General features: G+C 40.1%; 26 protein-coding genes and 2 pseudogenes. 20 read left to right on the top strand and 8 right to left on the bottom strand.

All coding sequences use genetic code 11. The annotated features are described in order from the left end of the window. Positions 1-126 precede the first annotated feature (126 nt). Positions 127-1,797: a M20 family metallopeptidase gene (locus M5V91_RS15455; RefSeq protein WP_251174452.1), complete on the top strand. Its 1,671-nt coding sequence runs from the start codon at positions 127-129 to the stop codon at positions 1,795-1,797. 84 nt (positions 1,798-1,881) lie between these two features. Continuing rightward, positions 1,882-2,541 carry an HAD family hydrolase gene (locus M5V91_RS15450; RefSeq protein ID WP_009331533.1) on the top strand — a complete coding sequence of 220 codons (660 nt, stop codon included), beginning with the start codon at positions 1,882-1,884 and terminating at the stop codon, positions 2,539-2,541. A gap of 37 nt (positions 2,542-2,578) precedes the next feature. On the opposite strand, the gene M5V91_RS15445 is transcribed toward M5V91_RS15450, so the two are convergent. The 4 genes and pseudogenes from M5V91_RS15445 to M5V91_RS15430 form a co-directional block, all read right to left on the bottom strand. Then, positions 2,579-3,577 (bottom strand): inorganic phosphate transporter, encoded by a 999-nt coding sequence (locus M5V91_RS15445; protein WP_009331531.1) that lies wholly within the window; start codon positions 3,575-3,577, stop codon positions 2,579-2,581. A 12-nt stretch (positions 3,578-3,589) separates the two neighbouring features. Further along, positions 3,590-4,207 (bottom strand): DUF47 domain-containing protein, encoded by a 618-nt coding sequence (locus M5V91_RS15440; RefSeq protein ID WP_009331529.1) that lies wholly within the window; start codon positions 4,205-4,207, stop codon positions 3,590-3,592. 178 nt (positions 4,208-4,385) lie between these two features. Next, positions 4,386-5,023: pseudogene (locus tag M5V91_RS15435) on the bottom strand (FusB/FusC family EF-G-binding protein). A 138-nt stretch (positions 5,024-5,161) separates the two neighbouring features. After that, positions 5,162-5,425, bottom strand: coding sequence for a CD3324 family protein (locus M5V91_RS15430; protein ID WP_009331524.1), 264 nt, complete (start codon positions 5,423-5,425; stop codon positions 5,162-5,164). Positions 5,426-5,817: 392 nt separating this feature from the next. Between M5V91_RS15430 and M5V91_RS15425 the strand changes: the two genes are divergently transcribed. The 5 genes from M5V91_RS15425 to M5V91_RS15405 all read left to right on the top strand — a co-directional run bounded on the left by M5V91_RS15425 (position 5,818) and on the right by M5V91_RS15405 (position 9,691). After that, positions 5,818-6,957, top strand: coding sequence for a HelD family protein (locus tag M5V91_RS15425; RefSeq protein WP_284521336.1), 1,140 nt, complete (start codon positions 5,818-5,820; stop codon positions 6,955-6,957). A 5-nt stretch (positions 6,958-6,962) separates the two neighbouring features. Continuing rightward, positions 6,963-7,262, top strand: a complete 300-nt coding sequence (locus M5V91_RS15420; RefSeq protein ID WP_284521335.1) for a hypothetical protein — start codon at positions 6,963-6,965, stop codon at positions 7,260-7,262. Then, on the top strand, positions 7,253-8,083 hold the full coding sequence (locus M5V91_RS15415; protein ID WP_284521334.1) for a 3'-5' exonuclease: 831 nt from the start codon (positions 7,253-7,255) through the stop codon (positions 8,081-8,083). The genes M5V91_RS15420 and M5V91_RS15415 overlap by 10 nt, the downstream gene beginning before the upstream one ends. 299 nt (positions 8,084-8,382) lie before the next feature. Further along, positions 8,383-9,210 (top strand): aldo/keto reductase, encoded by an 828-nt coding sequence (locus M5V91_RS15410; protein ID WP_009331521.1) that lies wholly within the window; start codon positions 8,383-8,385, stop codon positions 9,208-9,210. Between the two features lie 220 nt (positions 9,211-9,430). Continuing rightward, entirely contained in the window at positions 9,431-9,691 is a 261-nt protein-coding gene (locus M5V91_RS15405) for a GlsB/YeaQ/YmgE family stress response membrane protein (protein WP_009331519.1), read from the top strand. Positions 9,692-9,806: 115 nt separating this feature from the next. On the opposite strand, the gene M5V91_RS15400 is transcribed toward M5V91_RS15405, so the two are convergent. Continuing rightward, positions 9,807-10,727, bottom strand: a complete 921-nt coding sequence (locus tag M5V91_RS15400; protein WP_071157663.1) for an RluA family pseudouridine synthase — start codon at positions 10,725-10,727, stop codon at positions 9,807-9,809. Between the two features lie 344 nt (positions 10,728-11,071). Between M5V91_RS15400 and M5V91_RS15395 the strand changes: the two genes are divergently transcribed. Continuing rightward, complete coding sequence (locus M5V91_RS15395; protein WP_009331516.1) at positions 11,072-11,470, top strand: YhcU family protein; 399 nt, start codon at positions 11,072-11,074, stop codon at positions 11,468-11,470. 30 nt (positions 11,471-11,500) lie between these two features. Here M5V91_RS15395 and M5V91_RS15390 read toward each other — a convergent pair whose 3' ends face one another. After that, positions 11,501-11,971: a thioredoxin family protein gene (locus M5V91_RS15390; protein WP_009331515.1), complete on the bottom strand. Its 471-nt coding sequence runs from the start codon at positions 11,969-11,971 to the stop codon at positions 11,501-11,503. Next, the gene (locus tag M5V91_RS15385; protein ID WP_009331514.1) at positions 11,971-12,411 is read right to left on the bottom strand and encodes a disulfide oxidoreductase; all 441 of its coding nucleotides are present in this window, start codon (positions 12,409-12,411) and stop codon (positions 11,971-11,973) included. The genes M5V91_RS15390 and M5V91_RS15385 overlap by 1 nt, the downstream gene beginning before the upstream one ends. 310 nt (positions 12,412-12,721) lie before the next feature. Here M5V91_RS15385 and M5V91_RS15380 point away from each other — a divergent pair. From M5V91_RS15380 to M5V91_RS15355, 6 genes and pseudogenes are all read left to right on the top strand, one after another. Beyond that, a pseudogene (locus M5V91_RS15380) lies at positions 12,722-14,295 on the top strand (GNAT family N-acetyltransferase). A gap of 157 nt (positions 14,296-14,452) precedes the next feature. Then, entirely contained in the window at positions 14,453-16,198 is a 1,746-nt protein-coding gene (locus M5V91_RS15375) for a phospho-sugar mutase (RefSeq protein ID WP_251174451.1), read from the top strand. Between the two features lie 42 nt (positions 16,199-16,240). Continuing rightward, positions 16,241-16,963, top strand: a complete 723-nt coding sequence (locus M5V91_RS15370; protein WP_251174450.1) for an SDR family oxidoreductase — start codon at positions 16,241-16,243, stop codon at positions 16,961-16,963. A 146-nt stretch (positions 16,964-17,109) separates the two neighbouring features. Beyond that, positions 17,110-18,240, top strand: a complete 1,131-nt coding sequence (locus M5V91_RS15365; RefSeq protein ID WP_251174449.1) for a GAF domain-containing sensor histidine kinase — start codon at positions 17,110-17,112, stop codon at positions 18,238-18,240. Then, entirely contained in the window at positions 18,241-18,888 is a 648-nt protein-coding gene (locus tag M5V91_RS15360; protein ID WP_019381384.1) for a response regulator, read from the top strand. A 141-nt stretch (positions 18,889-19,029) separates the two neighbouring features. After that, positions 19,030-19,566: an NADPH-dependent FMN reductase gene (locus M5V91_RS15355; protein WP_019381385.1), complete on the top strand. Its 537-nt coding sequence runs from the start codon at positions 19,030-19,032 to the stop codon at positions 19,564-19,566. 58 nt (positions 19,567-19,624) lie between these two features. Here the strand turns inward: M5V91_RS15355 and M5V91_RS15350 are convergent, their stop codons facing one another. Next, complete coding sequence (locus tag M5V91_RS15350; RefSeq protein ID WP_009331507.1) at positions 19,625-19,879, bottom strand: YhdB family protein; 255 nt, start codon at positions 19,877-19,879, stop codon at positions 19,625-19,627. A 205-nt stretch (positions 19,880-20,084) separates the two neighbouring features. Between M5V91_RS15350 and M5V91_RS15345 the strand changes: the two genes are divergently transcribed. The 6 genes from M5V91_RS15345 (at position 20,085) to M5V91_RS15320 (ending at position 23,981) form a co-directional block, all read left to right on the top strand. Continuing rightward, a complete protein-coding gene (locus tag M5V91_RS15345; RefSeq protein ID WP_009331506.1) occupies positions 20,085-20,402 on the top strand; it encodes a DUF3889 domain-containing protein in 318 nt (105 codons plus the stop codon). A 126-nt stretch (positions 20,403-20,528) separates the two neighbouring features. Next, positions 20,529-21,224, top strand: coding sequence for a response regulator transcription factor (locus M5V91_RS15340; RefSeq protein ID WP_009331505.1), 696 nt, complete (start codon positions 20,529-20,531; stop codon positions 21,222-21,224). Next, complete coding sequence (locus M5V91_RS15335; protein ID WP_251174448.1) at positions 21,221-22,573, top strand: HAMP domain-containing sensor histidine kinase; 1,353 nt, start codon at positions 21,221-21,223, stop codon at positions 22,571-22,573. The genes M5V91_RS15340 and M5V91_RS15335 overlap by 4 nt, the downstream gene beginning before the upstream one ends. A gap of 70 nt (positions 22,574-22,643) precedes the next feature. Continuing rightward, positions 22,644-22,817, top strand: a complete 174-nt coding sequence (locus M5V91_RS15330; RefSeq protein ID WP_284521333.1) for a hypothetical protein — start codon at positions 22,644-22,646, stop codon at positions 22,815-22,817. A 193-nt stretch (positions 22,818-23,010) separates the two neighbouring features. After that, positions 23,011-23,334, top strand: coding sequence for a PepSY domain-containing protein (locus M5V91_RS15325; RefSeq protein WP_284521332.1), 324 nt, complete (start codon positions 23,011-23,013; stop codon positions 23,332-23,334). A gap of 95 nt (positions 23,335-23,429) precedes the next feature. Then, the gene (locus tag M5V91_RS15320) at positions 23,430-23,981 is read left to right on the top strand and encodes a PepSY domain-containing protein (RefSeq protein ID WP_009331502.1); all 552 of its coding nucleotides are present in this window, start codon (positions 23,430-23,432) and stop codon (positions 23,979-23,981) included. Positions 23,982-24,107 lie beyond the last annotated feature (126 nt).

The following is a 24,107-nucleotide window of genomic DNA, read 5'->3' as shown; positions in this document are numbered from 1 at the left end:
TATAAAGAAAAAAGCTTCGATACGGAAACTTGCTTTCCGTGAAACAGCCATTATATACAAATGGTTGATTATTAATGGATTATGCTTATACACTAGTGTCAAACGATGACGAAATGGGGTTGGCCTATGTTTGCAAATCTTAAATCAATGAACTTGAGTCAGCAGGCCGAATATTTAACAAAGGCCCTTGTGAAGATGAAGAGCTACAACCATTCAGATGGAGAAAGGCATAAAGCTGACTTTCTAAAAGAAATAATACATTCGTATCCATCTTTTAATGATAATGATAATTTAGTATGGACTCAGGAAATACCTGGTGATGAATTGGGCCGCAAGAATGTGTTTGCTTTCCTCAAGGGGCGTTCCGGAGGCAAAAGGACTATTCTATATCTGGCGCATTTAGACACGGTCGGCACGGAGGATTTTGGCCCGATTCAGGGCATGGCCCATGATCCGGATAAGCTCCAGGAGTTCTTTGTACAATATGGCTCTGATCCGGAAGTGCAGGAAGATGCCCTGTCTGAGGAGTGGCTTTTTGGCAGAGGGGCATTGGATATGCAGAGCGGAGTTGCTGTCCATCTGGCCAATCTTCTGTTTTTCTCGGAAAATCCCGACGAATTGAACGGCAATTTGCTCGTCATGTTCAATGCTGATGAAGAGGGCGAGCATAAAGGAAGCAGAGCCGCCCTAGCCGAATTGCTAAGGCTGAAAGAAAAAATGGGCCTGGAATACTTGGCTGCAATTAATAATGATTTTATCTCGCCATTGTATGATGGGGACACGACAAAGTATATATACACCGGTACAGCAGGAAAAATCTTGCCGTGTTTCTCCATTTTCGGAAGGGAGACCCATGCAGGCGAAAGTCTGGCAGGGATTGATCCAACATTAATTGCTGCAGAGCTGACTGCCCGTATAAGCCAGAATTTTCAGCTGACTGAGAAGCTTGAAGGAGAGCTGGTGCTTCCTCCAAGCTGTTTATATATGAGAGATGATAAAAAACGCTATGACGTTCAGACGGCTGTCGGCTGCCGAGTTTACTTCAATTACTTTTTCTATGAAAAACCGCTGAAGCAGCTTTCGAAAGAACTTGGGATGATTGCCGAAGATGCAGCCATCGCAGTAGAGCACCGGCTGAAAGGTGCCTATAAAGATTTTCAGACTGTAAATAAGCTGCCGGAAAGACAGCTGGACTGGGGAACAGAAGTCACGGCTCTAGATGATTTTCTTGTATATCTTGAACAGAAGGGCATAGATACAGTGAGTGTTATGGAAGAAGCGAGGAAGCAAAGTTCTCTTAAAGAAACCGATGCCAGAATGATTGCCTTTGATATTGTAGAAGCTTTGCACCAATCAGACCCTGAAAAGAAACCTAGAGTGGTTTTATTTTATGGAACACCTTTTCTTCCTGCCAACACAGTTGATGTGAATACAGAAAGAGGGGTCTTTTTGAAAGATTGCCTGGAGGAAGTGCTTGCTGAAGAGGCTAAGAAAACAGGTGAGGCATTCAAGGTCCGCAAATATTTTCCCTACTTATCTGATGGAAGCTTCCTGTCTTTTGACGGCTCGGATGAAGATATACAATCTCTTAAAAAGAACTTTCCTGCCATAAAAAACCTTTTTCCAATTCCATTAAAGGCAATGAGGGATTTAAATATTCCTGTCATTAACCTTGGAGTTTATGGGAAGGCTGGCCATAAGTGGACTGAACGGGTCTATAAACCATATACTTTTGAAGTTTTGCCTGAGATTATCCGAAAGGTTACAAGAAGAATACTTCAAAAGCCGGGAAGCTAGTTCCCGGCTTGCTTCAAAAATAGTAACTTTAATATAGCAGTAACGTCTAATGTAAGGGGAAAGAATTCAGGAGGCGGTGGCAGAATGATAAAGGCTGTAATTTTTGATTTTGATGGAACCATTGTAGACACAGAATCTTTATGGTATGAGGTTTTTAAACAAATCCTGTCAGAAGATTATGGATTTGAGCTTGGGCTGGAGGATTTTGCGAAGGGGATTGGCACTACAGATGATATTCTATTTAATTATATTGACAGTAAATTAGGTATTCAAATTAATCGTGAATCTGTTCAGGAGAAAACAGAAAAAGCATTCCAGAGTCAGAGGGATATTTTAATTCTGAGGGAAGGGATTCAGGACCTAATAGAAAAGTGCATTGAAAAAGGCCTTAAGCTTGGAGTCGCATCCAGCTCTGGCAGGGAATGGGTTAAGCATTATTTAGACCATTTTGGAATTGAGGGTCATTTTCAAACTATCAAAACAAAAGAAGATGTTGAAAAAGTAAAGCCTGACCCGGCTCTTTACATAAAAGCACTTGAAGAAATGGGCGTCGAGCCTGAAGAAAGTCTGGCCATTGAAGATTCCGTAAATGGATCAATCGCAGCTGTTCAGGCAGGAATGCACTGTGCGGCTGTTCCAAATGATGTTACGCACTTTCTTTCCTTCCATGAAAAGGTTATGAGGTATAAGGCTTTTTCTGAGATACCTATTGATGAACTGATAATGGGGCAAGGCGAGAGTTAATAAAAGGAGCGGGCTAAGCCAGCTCCTTTTATTTATATTAGAAAATGGCATTCAAAATTAAATAAACAAGGCCAGCTAAAGTTGCCGATATCGGCAAGGTGATTACCCATGTAATAAGCATTCTCTGGGCTGTTCCCCATTTTACTCCTTTAAGCCTGTGGGCAGAACCTACACCCAGGATGGAAGAGGAGATAACATGAGTAGTACTGACTGGCAAGTGGATAAATGTTGCGCCAAAAATGATCATTGCACCTGTTAAATCTGCTGCCACTCCATTTATCGGCCGGATTTTCATGATTTTTCCACCGACCGTTTTGATAATTTTCCAGCCTCCGATGGAAGTCCCAAGACCCATAGCTAATGCACAGGAAAACTGTACCCAAAATGGAATATCAGTTGAAGTGACATAGTTGTTTGCGATAAGCGCCATTGTAATAATACCCATAGCTTTTTGCGCGTCATTTGTTCCATGTGTATATGATTGCAGAGCGGCTGTGAAAATTTGAAACAGCCTGAAGTTCCGGTTTGTTTTTGTAAGGTTGTTGTGTTTAAAGACAATCTTGAATATGCTGTAAACGATAAAACCGACTGCAAAGGCAATTAACGGCGAAAAGATAAGTGCTTGAAGGATTTTTAAAAATCCCTGATAATTTAAAGCTGAAAATCCAGCTGCCGCAATCGCAGCACCGGCAATCGACCCTATGATCGCATGGGAAGAGCTGCTAGGGATGCCATAATACCAAGTCAGCAGGTTCCAGAATATCGCAGCAACTAAAGCGGCCAGAATGACAAGTGAACCATTCTGCAAAGTAAATGGGTCCACTATATCCTTTGTTATGGTTTTGGCCACCCCAGTAAATGTCATGGCACCAACAAAGTTCATGACGGCAGCCAATAGGATGGCATGCCTTGGTTTAAGAGCCTTAGTGGAGACAGAGGTAGCTATTGCGTTTGCCGTATCATGAAATCCATTGATAAAATCAAATGCCAGAGCTCCAATGACAATTAAGATTGTAATAATAAATACTGCATCCATTGTAATCGCCCCTTAAGCATTTTTCATGATGATGGTTTCAAGCGTATTGGCGACATTCTGGCAGCTGTCAGCAATATCTTCCAGAGTTTCATAAATTTCTTTATACTGAATAATCCGGATAGGATCTTTTTCAGTAGCAAAAAGATGCTTGATTGATTGACGGCGGACTCCATCACATTTGGATTCGTAATCTTTAATTTTGATTGCATGCTCCCTGATCTGCAGTAATTTCTTAGTTGAAAGAAGTTCCACGCATTTTTCAATTTCAATTGCACAATTCTTAATTGCATCCACAAACTTCAGCATAAACTCATCAGCTTGTGTCATGGAATACATTTCAAATAAATCAGCACATTCTTCAAAACCATCGAGCACATCATCCATGCTCATAGCGAGGTGGAGGATATCTTCTCTTTCAATCGGTGTAATAAAAGCGTTATTTAATTCCTTAATGACTTCATGCACATAGGAATCGCCTTTTGTTTCATAATCCTTCATTGTTTTTGAAAAGGTTTTTAAATCACTGACATTGTTAATTTTATAGTCGGCAAAGTAAATTGCACTATCTTTTAAATTCACTGAAATATTGCTTAACAATGTGTTAAACTTGTCCTTCTTCTTAAAAACCATTTTTTTACCCCCAATTATTTTAGGAAAAATTCAATCAAACGTAATTATTTTATACGAAATCGACAAAATATGATAGTTTTTTTATTACAGTAATATTCCCCAGTTTAATGAGAATAAACGAAGAGATGAAAGAAGACACCGCCAAATAAGGCGGTGTCTTAATTATGGAGATATTCATCTATCCTTTAAGCCTTCCGATAAAATCATGAAGCTTTTCCAGTGAATTTAAATTCGCATTGCATTTCTGGCTGTCCTGGCAAATGTAATTCCCTTTTTTGTATAGGTACCCAGCTGAGTACCCTTGGTTTCAGTTAAGAACATGCCTGTTTCTTCGAATTTGTTGCAGATGGCACAGATCCCTTTTTTGCCCAGCGGTTTAAATGTTCCATATATGCCAGTCAGTTTGCCATCCATAAGGCTGATCATATACTTCCTGTTTGTGCCTTTGTCGTCCCATCCTAAGTAGCTTATTTCCCTGAAATCGATATCTTCAAGTGCTGGTATCTTTAATTTTTTTGCTTTAGGGAACAGCTTTTTGATGGATTGTTCCGTCAATGATGCAAACGGTATTACGTATTCCTTTATTTGTTCCAAAAAGGCATCAGCCTGATCTCTTTCTTTTATATCACTGACCGGTAAAAGAAGCTGTCTCTGTTCCTCGCTAAGTTCTTCAAAAAGGCCCAATACCTTCTCAGCAGAAAGAGATTTCAGTGCATTCAGCACTCCTGTATCATTGACAGATGCATGGCCATTAATTAGCACCTGCGTCTGATATTTAATAAAATTATATTGATCATTCCTGATGAAAGGTTCCATTATACACACTCCTATACCTACAGCACCTTTATATATCACCTTCACTTTAAAAGAATTACATAAAAATGTAAATGTATAAAACGATTAGGAAATGAACTTGGCATATGAAAAGCACTGAACAAGGTTCAGTGCGAATATTTACTTTTTATAAACTATTTTTTTGATTGTTTCAACTGAAAGAAAATATTCTTCCGCCAATTGAGAGATTGTTTTGCCGTTTTGGAAGGCGCCTTTAATAGAATGGTTCCTTTCATCCAGGGCTTTTCTCGCTCCAGAGCGTGAGCCCCATTTTTGGTAGTCCTTTTCAGGCTTGGGGATATAAATTGCCTCACCCTGAACGTATTTTTGAATTTCTGCTATCAAAGTCTCCGGTAAAACGGCATTCGCTTTTACATAACTCATTTCTGCCAGCTCCTTATTGATTTTTGTTAATAAAAAATGAATAAGGTGCAAAGCCGATATCAGAAATGGTTTTAGCTGAATGGGCGATAATAAATTAGTCTATTACCGCCTCATGCAAAGTATCGCCACCAATATCAGGCTTTGCATGAGACGCTGCATTATCAGGCATTGCAACTGCAATGGCCACTTTCATCACCTCCTAAAGAGTGTTTTTCTATATTATAAATTAACATGATTGCCAATGCATTTAACACCCTAATTCGACAAAAACAAATTTGTCTTTATCATCCCTTGATTCTTGCAGATTTTTCTGATAATATATTTTTCTGCCCACGCGTATGCTCATATGTATTTCTCCATTGCGGCTGAAAAACAATTGAAAGGAGAAACATATGCCATCTGAATTTGAACACCCCGATTTTCAGCAGGAGACTCAGCGGCTGGAATTTACGAAACGTTATATTGATGTCGTAATTAAAACGTCAGAATCCAGCAAAGATAAGTTCCAGGAAAATATGAAAGAAGCTTTTGAAGACGTTGATTGGCTTGAATCCAGTTTAAGTTACTCTTCTTTATTGACAAATGCCCGTTTCTTTGAAATGTCCAAAGATGAATTAAAACAATTGAAAAAAGCCCGGAAAAAGCCATATTTCGCCAGAATTGATTTCTTAAGAGAAGATTTAAATGAAAAAGAGATCTTATACATAGGCAAAACTTCATTGTATTCAAGGGAGAATCAGGAGCAGATTATCGTTGACTGGCGTTCTCCGATAGCCAATTTATACTATGAAGGCAGGCTGGGAGAGGTTCAATATCATTCCTATGAAGAAAGCTTTACGGGCCATCTGTCATTGAAACGGCAATATATGATTGAAGATGGGATTCTGGATGAGATCCGGGATATAGACCTCACGACTACAGATGAATTGCTTCAGGAATCACTGTCTAAAAGCTCAAGCAACCGCCTCACAGAAATTATTTCAACCATACAGGAAGAACAGAATAAAATAATACGTGCTGATTTGAATAAGCCCATCATTGTTCAGGGGGCAGCAGGAAGCGGAAAAACAACAATTGCCCTGCACAGGATTAGTTATTTCATTTATCAGTACAAAGAAAATTTTGCACCTGAACAGCTTATGATTCTGGCACCAAGCAGGCTATTCATTGATTATATTTCAGAAGCTCTTCCTGAGCTTGGGGTAGAAAGAGTCCGCCAGACTACCTTCCAGGAATATGTGCTGGCATGTCTTGGTGAGGATCTTAAAATGGCTGATGACAGTAAATTGGTGAACTTGCTTGAAGACCATGGCAGTGAAGAAGTAAACCTTGCAGCCTGGGCATCATCCATTAAAGGATCGCCCGTTTTTCAGACAATCCTCACCAATTACCTAAAAGAAATTTATAATAGCTTCTGCCCCAGTGATGATTTTATGGTAGATAAATTCAGGCTGTTCAGCCATAAGAAATTCTTCCAGCTTTTTTGGAGGATTACAATTATCTGCCTCTTTATCGAAGGCTCGAAAAGTTAAAGGCTGTGCTTCAAAACGATCTTGCTAAGAAAAAGAAAAATATCATAAAGAAAATTGAAACGTATTATGACGAGAGAATTGAAAGGGCCCTTAACAGAGGGAAAGACCCGGAAAAAAGAAGACAGTATGTTTCAGATGCGCTTGATAAAAAAGCTGCCAGGCTGGAAGAATTAAAGAAAAGCTTCAGAACTGCTGTGCCAAAATACATGAAGCAATTTCCGAAAAAAGCCTTATCCGTTATTATAAAGACCTGTTTGAAGACTCCAACCGTCTTTCAAGATTGTCAGGCGGGAAATTGCCTCTAAAAGATGCAGATCTGCTATGTGAGTACTGCAGGAAATTGTTCAGGAAAAAGGTTTATGAGAGAGAAGACTTAGCTTTAATGCTTTACTTGCAGGAAAGCCTTTTTGGCATCCCTAAAGAGCTGAAGGCAAAAAATATCGTCATTGATGAAGCACAGGATTACAGTTTCATGGAGCTCCTCTCTTTAAAAAAGTCACTTGATACGGATATGTTCACATTAGTGGGGGATCTTGCACAAGGAATTCATTCCTACAGGGGACTAACAAGCTGGCAGGAGGTTCTTGACTTTATTTTTCCTCGTGCAACATATACAGAGCTTCAGAAAAGCTATCGTACCACCGTGGAAATCATGGAAAAGGCGAATGAATTGCTCAAGCTTCTCCCCTATTCATTCCCTGAAGTCGAGCCGGTTGTCCGCCATGGGAAAAGTCCTGAATTTATCAAGAGAGAGAATGGCCATAGGCTTGTACAGCAGCTTGAGGAACAGGTAATTTCATTGAAAAAAGAAGATTATAAAACATTTGCGGTGATCGGGAAAACGATGAAAGACTGTCTGCTCATTCATGGCCTTTTTAAAAAGCATGCCAAGCTCCCTTTTAAACTGCTGCAGGAGCAGGAAAGCATACCAAAGGATGAAATCGTCATCGTCCCCTCCTATTTGGCAAAGGGTCTGGAATTTGACGGGGTCATAATTCTGTCGCTTGAGGAAGAATTTTCTATAAAGTCTGAATTGGATATTAAGCTTCTTTATGTCGCTATGACAAGGCCTCTGCACCGGTTATATTTCTATGGAATGGAAAGAAACAATTTTATTATTGGTTAAAACTTTTAGCAGCTGATTTTTCGGGCTGCTTTTTTTGGCCTAAATTCAATTGTTTCGGAGAGCTTCAAAAAGTATTTTTTGTCCATTGTTTAGGACATTTTTTCACCGGGAAAATCAATCTTACATAAGAAGGGGTGACGAAAAATAGCGATATCACAATCCCGGCATATGCCGTTTATATAGATGGGCGATTGCCTCCCTAGGGCAATCGCTTTTGTTTTGGAAGTGTAAATAGTAGGTCTCCTTTTCATGCAAATGATAAAATGAAGTAAAAAACATGAAGGAGATGATTTCATTATATGAAGGATATCAGCAGCACTTTAACCTTACATAATGGAGTTGAAATGCCCCAATTCGGGCTGGGAGTATATAAAGTAGAAGAGGGCCAGCAGGTTGAAGACACAGTGAAAAATGCAATCAACATAGGCTACAGGCTAATTGATACTGCTGCCTTTTATGAAAATGAAGAGGGTGTTGGAAGGGCAATAAAAGAAAGCGGTGTTCCCAGGGAAGAGCTTTTCATAACGACAAAGGTGTGGAATACGGACCAGGGATATGAGCAAACATTAGATGCCTTTGATAAAAGTTTAAAGAAGCTGGGTTTAGAGTATATCGATTTATATCTAATCCATTGGCCAGTTAAGGAGAAATACCTGGAAACCTGGCGAGCGCTTGAAAAGCTGTATAGGGATGGAAAGGTAAGGGCCATCGGCGTGAGCAATTTTCAAATTCATCATATAAAGGACATAATGGAAAACTCAGCTGAAAAGCCTGCAGTAAATCAGGTTGAGCTTCACCCTCTTCTATCCCAGGAAGAATTGAGGGCATTTTGTGATGAGCACAATATAAAAGTGGAAGCCTGGTCTCCAATTGCAAGGGGCAGAGTGCTGGAGGACCCTGCCATAAAAGAAATTGCCGCGGGTCACGGCAAATCATCAGCCCAAGTTATATTAAGATGGCATTTCCAAAACAGTATTATTGTAATCCCCAAGTCAGTTAAAGAAGAAAGATTAAGGGAAAATGCAAATATTTTTGATTTTGAATTAACTCAAGAAGAAATGAGACAAATGAATACATTAAATAAAGATCAGCGATTTGGGGCTGACCCGGACAATTTTGATTTTTAATTAAGCTATTCAAAAAGCATCCTTAGGGATGTTTTTTTATTTTTTTGGTAATTATAAAATTTTTCCAGAAGAATAGTTTTTTAATTTGTGGTTTTAGATAGAGAATCCTGGGTAATTTAATTATACAAGCACATAAGATCACCAAAAGCTGCGCAGCTGCTGAATGAAATTCTTAATCTGAACAGAAACTAATTCAAATCAAAAAGAGGAGTGATTTTCAATGTTAAGCTTTTTATGGGCATTAATTATAGGTGGTATCATTGGTTGGTTAGCAGGTATGATTTTGGGAAGAGATATTCCAGGAGGAATTATTGGTAACATCATTGCTGGTTTCGTTGGTGCATGGTTAGGTTCATTGATTCTTGGTGATTGGGGTCCTGTAGTAGCTGACTTTGCTATTATTCCTGCTTTAATTGGTGCTATCGTGCTTGTATTCATCGTAGGCTTCATCATGAAGGCTATGCGTAAATCTCATGACTAATAGAATCATTTGAAAGAAGTCCCATATGGGGCTTCTTTTTTTGCGCTGAAAGCCTCTGCTCTTTATTATAGCGACATAAAAAGCTGCCTCTCTAGAGGGCAGCTATGAATCGTTCTTAAAAGCAATACGGATCAATTCCCTTAAATATCTCAGGATTATCTAAGAAAGGCGCATGACAGACTATGGTTTCTTCTAAGAACGGGTGTGGAATCTCAAGTTTTACGGCGTGCAGTGCCTGACGTGGAAAAGCAGGTTTTCCGCCATATAAAATATCCCCTGCAAGCGGATGTCCGATATGGCTGAGGTGAACACGGATCTGATGTGTTCTGCCAGTATCCAGACGGCATTTAATAAGTGAAAGCTTCAGATTAGGAAAGTATTCAATTAGTTCATAGTTCGTGACAGCAGGCTGGCCGCCGGGAGATACTCTTCTTCTGGCTGGATGATGTCTGTCCCGCCCAATTGGCTCGCTGATGGTTCCTCTGATCTTAGAAATCCTTCCATGAACTAATGCTAAATATGTACGTTTAATTGTTCTTTCTTCCAGTTTTTTATCCAGGATTGCTCCTGCCAATGCGTGCTTCGCAAACAAAATGGCACCGGTCGTATCTCGGTCCAGGCGATGTATATGTTTTATGCTTCTGTATTCGCCCTGCATCTGCATATGAAAGGCTGCAGCGTTTGCTAAGGTATTATTTTGTTCTGGAGAATTAGGATGTGTGTCCATGCCTGCAGGCTTATTCAAAACAAGTAAATGATCATCTTCAAAGAGTACTTCGATGTCATAATAAGAGGGTATAAGTCCCAAATCTTCCTCCCTGAAGAAATGGAATTTTAATTTATCCCCTGCCTGCAGCGGGTTTGTCCAATTGGCTGGGGCATCATTGGTTACAACCTGCTTGTTCATCCTCATATTGTGTGTCTGTTTTTTTGGTGCTCCCCATAATGTCCGGACTATGTATTCGACGGTATATCCTTCCCAGTGAACAGGCACCTCTATTTCACACCATTCGCCAAACCTTTGTATTTTTACCATAAATTGCTCCTTATCCTGGTTGAATAATCGTGACTTTTCTACATATAAATTAATTACAATAACTATATTAGCCTTTATAATCAGCGGATAAAAGGAATAGGTGTCCACAGATTATTATTGTAATATTTAAAACCACCTTTTATTTTACTTAAAATGGAGTTAATATAGAACTTTAGAACTAATTATAAAGCATTACGACTGTGCCATCTATTTCCGCAGGAGGAATAAATGTCAACAAATCCCTTCTCCATGGGTATAATTACCACCCTAAAGGGCTTTCAGAATATGATATTCTTATGTATATATTACGAACTGATTACAAGGATTACAAAGGTGGGTTATCAGTGAAAGTTGTATTTGCATCAACTCCTGATCAGGAACAAAAAATTCAAGAGTTAATTAGAAAATTCTATTCAAATGTGTTTCCTCTTTATTTCACAGATGATGACATTAGAGAATTTGAACAGCAGAAGATTTTACATACTTCTACACGGCACTTTGAATACTTCGGAACATTAAAGGAGGCTTATCAGGTTATAGCAGGACTGCAGACGCTAATGGCTATTCTGGAATCCCGTCAGATGAATGACAAATATGAGATGATTTTCGCCAAAAATGTTCAAATACTTCAAGAATTCGGTTTGTCATTTCCATTTGCCTACAGTCATTTTTGCGGAGAAAGGATGCCGCGGAATAATTTGTTCAGTGTCTACGCCAAAGCCGCAAATGAAATGCTCGTATAGAAAAACGCCTGCAGCCGCAGGCGTTTTTGGTTATTTCGAATTCTCATTAAACCATTGTTCAAAGACTTCTTTTTCCTGGTAGCCAGTAATTCTGTTAACCTCTTTGCCGTCTTTGAATTGAACAATTGTTGGAGTCTCCTTAATTCCGTAATTGTCCCAGCCGTCTTCAAATTCAAGCAGGTTGAATTGAACCAGGTCAATGCCCATATCTTCTGTAAGCGGAGACACAATAGGAGTTGTCCTCTGGCAATGAGGGCATGTCGGGCTATAAAAATACACAGTTACATCTTCATTTTCATTTAACTTTTTGTCCAATTCTTCAGGAAGAATCAGATTTTGATAATTTGGGTCTTCAAGCTGTTTGACTGTTTCAGGATGAAGTGAATCCTTTTCATATGGATTATTCCCAGAAACTTTTTCTTCATTTTGCATCTTAGTTAAGATTCCAACAGCTGCGAATAACGCAATGATAATGGCAAGAAAAATAATGACCTTTTTCATTATTCTGCTACCTCCTTGGTTTTCTTCCAGACAAGATAACTGCAAATAAAAATAATTATAAAAGCTGTCAATGCTAAAAACGGAATCGTAATGAATCCAAGCCAATTAATATATTGCCCTGTACAGGGAACTCTCCCGCATGCTGCTGCATGGTCTGCCATAAATGAAATTTTCTGAATGGAATAGTGGTATATGGAAATCCCTGCTCCAACTGCAGATAACACCATTGTATAAAGGCTGATGCGATAATCTTTCTTAATAACAGCCAAGCCTAATATGACAGCAAATGGGTACATGACAATCCTTTGATACCAGCAAAGCTCGCAAGGTTCGTATTGCCTGATTTCCGAAAAATAAAGGCTGCCGAACATGGCCAGAATCGATGCTGCCCAGGCAATAAACAGCAAATTCTCCCGCCGGTCTGTTTGTGTTTTCTCCATAATAATCTCCTTATTAATATGTACTCTAAAATTATAAAGCTATTGGACATCCCTTGTAAATTAACATGTTCAAAGGACCATCAGAAATAGGGCATTTGTAATATTAATTGATATTAGAAAGGAATAGGGGGAATTACGGAAATTAATAAAAGATATACAACACATTTATAGAAATATATATAAAGGAAAAGACGCAAGATAAGAATAAGAGGGAAATTGGCTAAGAAAACTCATAGGGTGTTATGAATGCAGTAAAAAAGGGAAAAGAGTCGTATGTCACTGGAGAGGCTGAACTTTCTTATCAGCTCCCATGATAATTATTATTTCCAAAAGGAGTGCACCACCATTGACAAAGCTTGATTTAAAGAAGTTTGAGAAAAAAATGATTATCAGAAATACACGGCATTCAGATATAGATCATATCATTGCCCTGCAGGAGCTCTGTTTCCCAGGCATGATACCCTGGAAGAAGGATCAGCTTGAAAGCCATCTGGATATTTTCCCTGAAGGCCAGTTTGTTGCAGAATATGATGGGGAAATCATTGGTTCGTGCTCAAGCCTTATTATCAATTTTGATGAGTATGATGACCGTCATTCCTGGGATGATGTAACAGACAAAGGATACATAACAAACCATAATCCGGAAGGCTATAACCTTTATGGAATAGAAGTAATGGTTCATCCGGATTACCGCAGAATGAAAATTGGCCACCGCCTGTATGAGGAGAGAAAAGAGCTTGTCAGATCTTTAAATTTAAAAAGTATCATCATAGGGGGCGTATTCCGAATTATCATAAATACGCGAAAGAAATGAACCCCCGTGAGTATGTAAATGAGGTCTCACTTCATAAAATCTATGACCCGGTTTTATCCTTTCAGCTACTGAATGGCTTTACCCTGATGAGGATTAACCCGAACTATTTGCCGGATGATGTGCAGTCAAATAAATATGCAACGCTGATGGAATGGAATAATGTTGATTACAGACCAATGACTAAGCGCTTTTACAAAACAAGTTATCCGGTCCGTATATGCGTGGTGCAATATTTAATGCGGCAGATTAAATCCTTCGATGAATTTGCCCATCAGGTGGAATATTTTACAGATGTTGCTTCTGATTCCGGTTCTGACTTTGCGGTATTTCCCGAGTTATTTACCACTCAGCTAATGTCCTTTCTGGACGAACGGTCACCAAGCCTGGCGGTCAGAAAGCTTACGGAATACACTGAGCAATATATCGAGTTATTCACGGATTTGGCAGTCAGATATAATATTAATATAATTGGCGGCTCTCATTTTGTTAAAGAAGATGATGATGAGATTTATAATATCGCTTATCTTTTCCGCCGCGATGGGACGATTGAAAAGCAGTATAAGCTCCACATTACGCCAAATGAGCGCAAATGGTGGGGGATCAGCCGCGGAGATGAAGTTAAAGTATTTGATACGGATTGCGGAAAAATAGCCATCCAAATTTGCTATGACATCGAATTTCCTGAGCTGGCGAGAATTGCGACTGATAAAGGTGCAAAAATTATATTTACACCCTTCTGTACTGAGGATCGCCAAGGATATTTGCGAGTGCGCTATTGTGCTCAGGCACGCGCTGTTGAAAATCAGATATACACGGTTATTTCAGGGACGGTCGGCAATCTTCCGCAAACAGAGAATATGGATATTCAGTATGCACAGTCTGCCATATTTGCACCATCTGATTTTGAGTTTGCAAGGGATGGCATTGTGGGAGAGACCAATCCAAATATTGAAATGGTCCTGATTGGTGATGTTGATCTGGAAATTCTCCGCCGTCAAAGACAGGATGGCACGGTGCGCCAGCTAAAAGACCGCAGGCATGATATTTACAGCATTAAATATAAGAAGTAATATATAGTTGCAGATTGAGCGCCTTTCACCTGGCGCTCAATGCTTTTTATACCTGATCTTAGGGTGGATTTTGTCAAAATAACTCGGATGTTTTAAAGAGGAATATCCGTCTGGAACTCGAAAAAGATATGGTGAAGCTTTTTTAGGAGGTCATACAATGGAATGGAAGACAGCGGCAGAACGATGGATAAACCATGAGAATTTGGACAGTGAATTACTTGAACAGCTGAAACGTCTGCAGGGAAATGAAAAGCTCCTTGAAGAAGCGTTTTATAAGGGACTGGAATTTGGAACGGGCGGCATGCGCGGGGAAATAGGACCGGGAACAAACCGCATGAATATATATACAGTCCGCAAGGCATCTGCGGGACTTGCCGCATACATAGAAGAAAAAGGATTGGAAGCAAAGAACAGAGGGGTGGCAATAGCATATGATTCACGCCACATGTCCCCGGAATTTGCAATGGAAGCAGCTAAAACCCTTGCAAGCAGAGGCATTCAGACTTATGTATTTGACGAACTGCGCCCAACACCTGAACTTTCATTCGCAGTCCGATACCTGCATGCTTATGCAGGAATAGTCGTGACGGCGAGCCATAATCCTCCGGAATACAATGGCTATAAAGTGTATGGATCGGACGGTGCCCAGCTGACTCCTGCTGAAGCTGACATTGTAATCGGCAAAGTAAATGAAATAGAAAACGAACTGCTTATTGAAGTGATGGACGAGGACAGTTTAAAAGAGAAAGGCCTTATCACAATGATTGGGGCTACAGTTGATCAGGCCTATCAGAAGCAGCTCCTTACCATTTCCGAAAACCCTGATGCCGCAAATGAAACGGATGTTCATGTAGTTTTTACACCTCTGCACGGTACAGCGAATAAGCCGGTTAGAGAGGCTCTGGCTGCTTTGGGCTATGAACATGTGCATGTAGTAAAGGAACAGGAGCTGCCGGATCCTGAGTTTTCAACAGTAAAGAGTCCTAATCCAGAAGAAAAGATTGCATTTGAGCTGGCCATGAGAGATGGAAGAGAAACTAATGCAGATATACTAATTGCCACAGACCCAGACGCCGATCGACTTGGCATTGCTGCAAAGAACAAAGATGGCGAGTATGTCCTTTTGACAGGAAATCAGACAGGTGCGCTGCTGCTTCACTACATACTTTCTCAGAAGAAAGAGAAGAATACACTGCCTGACAATGGCATTATGCTAAAAACGATCGTAACATCTGAATTTGGACGCAGGGTTGCCTCATCTTTTGGTGTAGAAACCATCGATGTTTTGACAGGATTTAAGTTTATTGCAGAAAAAATCAAGGAATATGAGGAGACGGGTGAATACAGTTTCCTGTTTGGGTATGAGGAAAGCTATGGCTATCTTATCGGTGACTTTGCAAGGGATAAAGATGCTATCCAGGCATCTTTGCTTGCTGCGGAAATGGCTGCTTTTTATAAAAAGAAGGACATGTCCCTTTATGATGCATTGCTTAGCTTATTTGACGAATATGGCTATTTTCTTGAAGGGTTAAAATCAATGACTCTAAAAGGAATTGAAGGAGCAGAAAAAATCCAGCAGACCCTGGCATCCTTCCGTGCCAATCCGATAAAAGACCTTAAAGGAATGAAGGTCCTGGCTATTGAAGATTACTTAACAGGAATCAGAACGGAAGCAGATGGAATGGAGAATGTAATCGACCTGCCGAAGTCCAATGTTATTAAGTATTTCTTCGAAGATGGGACCTGGATCTGCCTAAGGCCATCAGGCACAGAACCGAAGATTAAATTCTATTTTGGAATCAGCGCCTCTACATTGGCCAGCAGCAAAGAAAAACTGGAATCTGTCCAAAGTGAATTTATGCAAATCGTTGAAGAAAGAATGGGCAGTTCGGTAATACAATAGCGTTAAACATCCAGAAGGTGATTAGCCAGAAAGGAAGATTCGATGTTAAAGGGACAAGCGGCAATTGTAACAGGTGCATCAAGAGGGATCGGCAAGGAAATTGCTGTTAAACTGGCCCAGCAGGGCATGAAGCTTACCCTGATTGGAAGGTCAGAGGAAATTCATCAATCTGCTGAAGATCTCAAAAAAATGGGATTTGCAGATGTACTGCCCATTCAGGCGGATATTTCGGATGAAGCCGAAGTAAAAGATGCGGTTGAAAAAACTCTTCAGAAGTACAAACAGCTTGATCTTCTGGTGAATAATGCAGGGGTGGGATTTTTTAAGCAGGTTGATGAAACAAAACTGGACGAGTGGAAAAAGGTCTTTGAAGTAAATGTGCAGGGAGTTTTCCTCGGATGCAAGGCAGTACTGCCGCACATGAAAGAGCGCAAATCCGGTACAATCATTACGATTTCTTCTGACGTAGCCAGATACACCATCCCCAATGGATCAGCTTATACAGCTACGAAATATGCAGTGCAGGGCTTTTCAGGGTCTTTAGCTCAGGAAGTCAGAGAATACGGCATCCGCGTCGGAACCATTAATCCCGGCATGGTAGATACGTTTTTTGCAGAGTCTAAGCAGGGGCTTGAAGAGAAAAGAGATTGGCTGAAGGTTGAAGATATCGCCAATGCTGTTGTTTACATGGCATCTGCGCCGAAGCACATGTTGATAGACGAAATCGTTCTTCATCCATTTGTTCAAAACTATCCAATTGCATAATCGATTTCACCGAAGAGGCCTGCTCTTCGGTGTTTTTTCTGTATACAACTTTGGTCGGAGTCCGCTTCCTCCCAAATGCCAAGGAAGAAAGGGAAAAAAGTTATATAATGAAAGTACATAATATGACAGTTCCAAGGGGGATAAGGGTGTTAGGGGAAAAAAGGCAATCTGAAATCAAAATATTAAAAGAAATAGCAGAAATATTGAATGAAGGAACGGAAATTGATTCCCTTCTTAAAGAGGTTCTGCAAAAATTGCTTCATATTACCGGCCTTGAAACGGGATGGGTATTTTTAATTGATAGCCAAGGGGCGTTCCGCCTGGCAGCAGAAGAAAAACTGCCCCCTGCCCTTGCCGCGGATAACTGCAAACCAATGTGCAATGGAGACTGCTGGTGTATTGACCGCTATAATGACGGCAGATTAAACAAAGCTTCGAACATTATTGAATGCAAAAGAATAGAAGATGCCATTGCTGAGCAAAGAATGGATACCAATGGGCTTACCCATCATGCCTCCGTCCCGCTGAGAGCAGGGAAAGAAAAATTTGGGATCCTTAATATCGGCTCACCTGATAAAACTCATTTTTCACAAGAAGAATTGGCTTTGCTTGAATCTGTGGCTTTTCAGGTCGGAACGGCTATAAAACGAATCAAGCTGACACAGCTGGAACAGGAGACGGCTCTTGCTGCGGAAAGAAACAGGCTGGCAAGGGACCTGCATGATTCAGTCAACCAGCTATTGTTCTCCTTAAGCTTAACGGCGAGAGGAGGGGCTGAAATGACTGATAACCCTGAAATTAAAGAGACCTTTTCCTACATGCAGGATCTCGCACAGGAAGCTTTAAGCGAGATGAGGGCACTGATCTGGCAGCTGAAACCCCGAGGGCTGGAAAATGGGATTGTATGTGCTATGCAGTCATACAGCCAAATGCTTGGCCTGAAGCTGAATTCAAAAGTAAAAGGTGTGATCTGTCTGCCTGGAAAAGTTGAAGAGACACTTTGGAGAATTGGCCAGGAAGCATTGGCAAATTGCAAAAAACACTCTGGTGGATCAACGGCAGACTTAGCACTGACAGTGGATGGAAAAACAGTTTCAATGGTGATTTCCGATTGCGGCAGAGGGTTTCATTATAGAGAAAACGATATCCCTTCCCTCGGCCTCAAAAGCATGAAGAAAAGGACGGAAGCACTGAATGGTTTATTTAAATTAAAAACAGAGCCAAACAAAGGAACGAATATTGAAATTATCATTCCTTTGGAAAAGGGAGGGAAATAGATGGCGATCAAGGTTTTAATAGCGGACGATCATCATGTTGTAAGAAGGGGTCTTGTATTTTTTCTGAAAACACAGCCGGAAATAGAAATCATCGGAGAAGCAAAGAACGGCCGTGAAGCTGTAGAGATGATGCAAACGAATCAGCCTGATGTTGTATTAATGGACTTGGATATGCCTGTAATGAATGGTATTGAAGCCACCAGGCAAATTAAAGCGAGCTGCCCTGAAGTGAAAATCATGATACTTACAAGCTTTTCAGATCAGGATCATGTGATTCCGGCAATTGAGGCAGGGGCCTCAGGATATCAGCTGAAGGATATTGAGCCGGATATTCTTGTCCAGGCAATTATCCAGCTGATGAAAGGGGAGAACCAGCTGCATCCAAAAGCCACCTCCCATCTGCTCACACATTTAACGAATAAAAACAGTACAGAAAGACAGCCGCTGGAAGAACTGACAAAAAGAGAACTGGAGGTTCTGCGGGAGATTGCAAAAGGGAAGAGCAATAAAGAAATTGCTTCATCCCTTTATATAACAGAAAAGACAGTCAAGACCCATGTTTCCAACTTATTGTCCAAATTGGAACTTGCGGACAGAACACAGGCAGCACTTTATGCAGTTCGTCATGGTATTGCAGAGTCAAATTAAGAAAAATCATCCTAAAGTTGCAGGAGGTATTCACTGAATTAGTCCTAAGATAAGCTTTGTAAAACTCAGCCATACTGACGATGTTTAAAAATGCAAACTTCTATATACTAAGTAGTATAGGAACTAAAAGGAGAGTTTATGATGAAGCTTACAATTATTAATGGAAGCCCGCGATTGAAAGGAAGAACGGGAATAGCGTCTCGTTATATTGCAAGGAAATATAACGCTGAACTGATCGATTTAAGTCTTGGAGAAATTCCTTTATATAATGGTACAGAAGATCAATATCAGCTGCCTGCCGTTAGAAAGCTGCGCCAGCAGATTGCAGACTCTGATGGGGTCGTTCTAGCTTCCCCTGAGTACCACAGTGCCATGAGCGGAGCTCTAAAGAATGCGCTGGATTTTCTCGGAAGTGAGCAATTTGCCCATAAGCCAGTCGGCTTGCTTGTTGTGGCAGGAGGCGGAAAAGGCGGCATCAATGCCCTGAATAATTTAAGAATTGCCGGCAGAGGCGTATATGCCAATGTCATTCCTAAGCAGCTGGTCCTGGATCCGCATTGTTTTGATTATGAAAATGATGGCCTTTATGAGGAACCTGCCCAACTTGTTGAGGGGTTAATGAAAGAACTTCAGGTATATATGAAGGCATATGGCCAGATTAAGCAGGAATTAAAATAATTAATTAAAAAAAACACGGACCAAAAAATCCGTGTTTTATTATTGGTGGAATTCTTTTTTAAGTTAGTTCATAAAATACAGTGTTTGGCAGCTGTTTTTCCGATAATTCATTGGCATGGTCAATATATCTCAGCAGTGAATATAAATGTTTCTCAATGACAGAATAGTCTTTTTCGAAGTTGTAGGCATGAAGAAAATGTTCGATCTTCTTCGAAAGAAATTGATCATCTGTTCTGACCATCAGGATCAGCAGGTTATCCCATTCTGACCGGTGCGTATAATATAGCGCTCGGTCATAATCCACTTTATTCATTTGTCCTCTCCTCCTCTTTCAGGAGTTGATTATAGTTTATGATGATGCAGAATTTTATTTCGAAGTAAATCTTGGACTTGTTGATTTACAAGGGTTTTCATCATTTACCTGTATATTGGCCACATCCATTTATAAGACAAATACCATACATAAAATTGATGACTGGGACAAAAATATAATTAACGACACATGCTTTGGAGGATATATGAAAAAGTATTTATCGATGTTTATGCTGGTTTGTTTATTAGCCGGGGGAGGCTCACTGGCAGGAGCTGTCCAAAAACCGGATTATGAAAAGTATGGGAGAATTGCCATCGCAGTTGTGAAAGAAGACTATCCTGGAGAAGAAGTGGTGGATTATCAGTATGGAGGAAGGCAAAAAGTTACTGAAACAGATGTAACAGACACCTTCACTTTTACTGTAAAGGAAGATGGGAAGCCTGTAACCGTGCTGGTTAGGGTCACACATAACCTTAAGGATAACAAAGCGGTAAGCCTATCTGTAGAGAGAAAAACGCAGTAAGCTCCTTCGGGAGCTTTTTTCATTGTATTTGGCAAACAAACTCCTTATTTAAAATAATGATAAAAAAATATTTTTCTGATACTCTTGGGTTATGAATAAAACCGTCAAATATAGGGAGTGAGTTTTTTGAAGGAATCAATTCTTGTTGCGGAAGATGAAGCTAAAATTGCGAGGCTTCTGGAAATTGAACTTGAATTCGAGGGCTATCAAGTGACAAAGGCAATGGATGGCTATCAGGCAATGGAGTTATACCGGACTGGAAGATGGGACTTAATTATTCTGGATATTATGCTTCCTGGGTTTAGCGGGATAGAAATTCTGCGAAGAATTCGCAGCAAGGATAAACAAACCCCCATTTTGCTCCTGACGGCTAAAAGCTCAGTGGAAGATAAAGTATCGGGTTTAGACTTGGGTGCCAATGATTACATAACAAAACCTTTCCAGATTGAAGAGCTGCTTGCCAGGATACGGGCTGCACTAAGAATAAAGTCAGCAGGTACAGAGGAACCTGCAGTTCATGACTGTCTGGAAGTGTCAGATTTAAAGCTCAATGAAAAAACAAGAGAAGTCAGCCGGGGAGATAAGGCCATAGAACTCACCCCAAGAGAATTTGATTTGCTTGTTTATTTAATGACAAATAAAAGACAGGTCCTGAACAGGGAACAGATTTTGGAGGCCGTTTGGGGATATGACTTTTTGGGGGACACAAATGTAGTTGATGTTTATATCAGGTATTTGCGCAAGAAAATAGACATGCCTGAGAGGCCAGCTCTTATTCACACAATTCGCGGAGTAGGGTATGTATTAAAGGAGACGAAATGAATCTTCGGAAGAAAATATATTTGTATACAACTGTTCTCTTTGCAGTACTTCTGCTTATCATGAATATCGCTGTGTATGCTGTTTTCAGCAAATTAATATATGAAAATGAGCAGGCATCCATTTCAAATGAAATGGCTAATATTACAAAGATTGCGCAAAGATCAATCGGGAAGGTTCCAGAAGATGATTTGCTTAGAGCTTTTGTTCCGTCAAGCGGAATGGTGAGACTGGTTCAGCCAGATAAAAAGGCAGTAACCTCCGCATCCTCCGATGAAAAGGCGCTCAGTAAAATACCTGCAGAGTATATCAGCAGTGAATTGATAAAAACAATGGAGATTGATAAGAAGGTCTATATGTTTGCGTCTGCACCTGTGATCCTTCCAGATGGTGAAATAGGGAGCTTTCAGCTGGCCAGAAGCATGGAAAGTGCAGAAAATATATTAAGGACTCTACGCTTCGTTCTGGGGATTGTCACAGTCCTGGCAATGATTCCAGTTCTAATTTCCAGCGCTATCCTCAGTAAGTTTATTACAAGGCCAGTTGCGACAATGACAGCCACCATGAAAGAAATTAGAAAAAGCGGCCAATTCAAGCGTCTTGAACTGGAGGGGAAATCCCAGGATGAGCTGCATCAAATGGGTGAAACCTTCAACCATATGATAGATCTTCTTGAATCCAATTATGAAAAGCAAAAACTTTTTATATCAAATGCTTCCCATGAATTAAAAACCCCATTAACTGTTATTGAGAGTTATTCAAGCCTGCTTAAGAGAAGGGGATTGAAAGAACCTGAATTATTTAATGAATCAATAGAAGCCATTCATTCAGAGGCATTAAGAATGAAGGAAATGACAGAACAGCTTCTTTTGCTTGCACGGCATGATGATCAGTGGATGCTCGATTTGAAGATGATAGATCTTAACCGTTTTTTAACCCAGGTCATCCGGACTTATGGAGATGCTTTTAAAAGGACTATACAGTTGGAATCCAGTTTGGCTGGAAATACCTTTATTCAAACGGATGAAAATAAATTAAAGCAGCTTCTGTTTATTTTTCTGGATAATGCCAGGAAATACAGTGATGATATCATAAGGGTTACTATCGGGACAGAGAAAAGTAAGGTTTATATCCGGATTGAAGATCGCGGCATGGGTATTCCCCAGAAGGATCTGCCAAGAGTGTTTGACCGTTTTTACCGGGTAGATGAGGCAAGAAACAGAAAAACAGGAGGATCGGGACTGGGACTGTCCCTTGCCAAAGAAATCGCCGATGCTCTTGGGGTTGAGATCAGGCTCGAAAGTACTGAAGGATTGGGAACTGCAGCATCCATAAGAATTAAAATAACTTAACCATTCTCATCATTTTCTCATGTTATTATCAGATAATAGAGAAATAAGCCAAGTGGAGAGGTGTAAGGAAATGAAGCATAAACTTATAATAATTTCAGCTTCGGGGCTTTTGCTGGCTGCGCTCCTTGTATTTGCTGTAATACAATTCACAAATGTCTCGGCTTCAGAATCAATTACTGAAAGTGAAGCCATGGAGATAATAAAAGACCGGTATCAGGGTGAAATTCTGAATTTGAAAAAGTGAACAGCACTTATTTGATTGAAATGAAAAGAGGCAAAGGGTTCTATCAAATAAAGCTGAGTGAAAACGGAGGAGAAATTCTTTCTTTTGAAAAAAAGATCAAATTTCTAATGGTGAACAGAAGCAGCTTAATGAAGAAAAAATAAAGGAAATTATTCAGGCAGAAGAATCTGGTGAATTACTCTCCATTAAAAAAGTGACTCATAAAGAAAAATCAGCCTTCGAGGCAATCGTTCAGAAAGATGAAGAGAAGATTAAGATTACTGTTGATGCTCTGAATGGAGAAGTTTTATCCCGTGCTGCTGAGGAAACAAAGGTCCCTGTAAAAAATCTAACCGAAGAGGAAGCTGTCCAAATTGCTCTAAAAAATGAACCTGGGGAAGTGGATGATATCAGCTTTGGAGAAACAGACAAGGGACCTTCTTATCTTGTTGAGATAGAAAAGGATGATGGCAGGGAGGCAGCTGTCGAGATCCATGCTATTACAGGAGAAGTGTTGTCGGTTACCTGGGATGATTAATCCCTTTCTCATCAAATTTTAATTTTCTTATCCTTTTTCTCTCATTTTCACCGGTTATATTGAACATGTAGAAAAGAAAAAGGAGGAAAAATAAAATGAACAAAAAATTTGCAGTTATTTCTTTGACAGGAGCCTTATTGCTGGGAGGTGCTGTTGCAGCAGGTGCAGCAGATACGAATGGAAAAGGAAGCACTGGGAGTAAAAAAGAAGCTGCACAGGATATGATTACTGTTGAAGAAGCGAAAAAGATTGCTCTTTCTGAAGCAGAGGGAAGAGTAGAGAGCATTGAATTGGAAAGAGCAAATGGCAAACAGTATTATGAAATTGATATTGAGAACGGGAAAGAAGATTTCGATATTAAAGTTCACGCCTTAGATGGTGAAGTCATTTCAATTAATAAAGAGCGAAACGACGATGATGACGATGATCAGTCTGAAAAAGAGGTAAATCGGGAAAATGTAATCTCCGAACAAAAGGCTATTGAAATAGCTGAAAAAGAAGTTAATGGAACGATGAAAGAAATTGAAATAGATGAAGACGATGGACAAATCCTATATGAAGTTGAACTGCAAACAAATAAAGGCGAAGCAGATGTTGATATTGATGCTGAAACAGGAAAAGTATTAAAAGCCGAATTTGATGAGTAAATCCAAATGAAAAGCGGGGCGAAATGCTCCGCTTTTTGATGTAATTTGTTACAAGCTTATGAAGAGACTACTCATCAATCCTCTTGTTGGTTCATAGATTATGGTAAGGACTAAAAGGGGAGTGGC

This window comes from Cytobacillus pseudoceanisediminis (assembly GCF_023516215.1).
In the GTDB taxonomy this organism is placed as follows: Bacteria; Bacillota; Bacilli; order Bacillales; family Cytobacillaceae; genus Cytobacillus; species Cytobacillus pseudoceanisediminis.
Note: the sequence above shows the minus strand (reverse complement) of the source record. Positions and strands in the feature narration are given on the sequence as shown.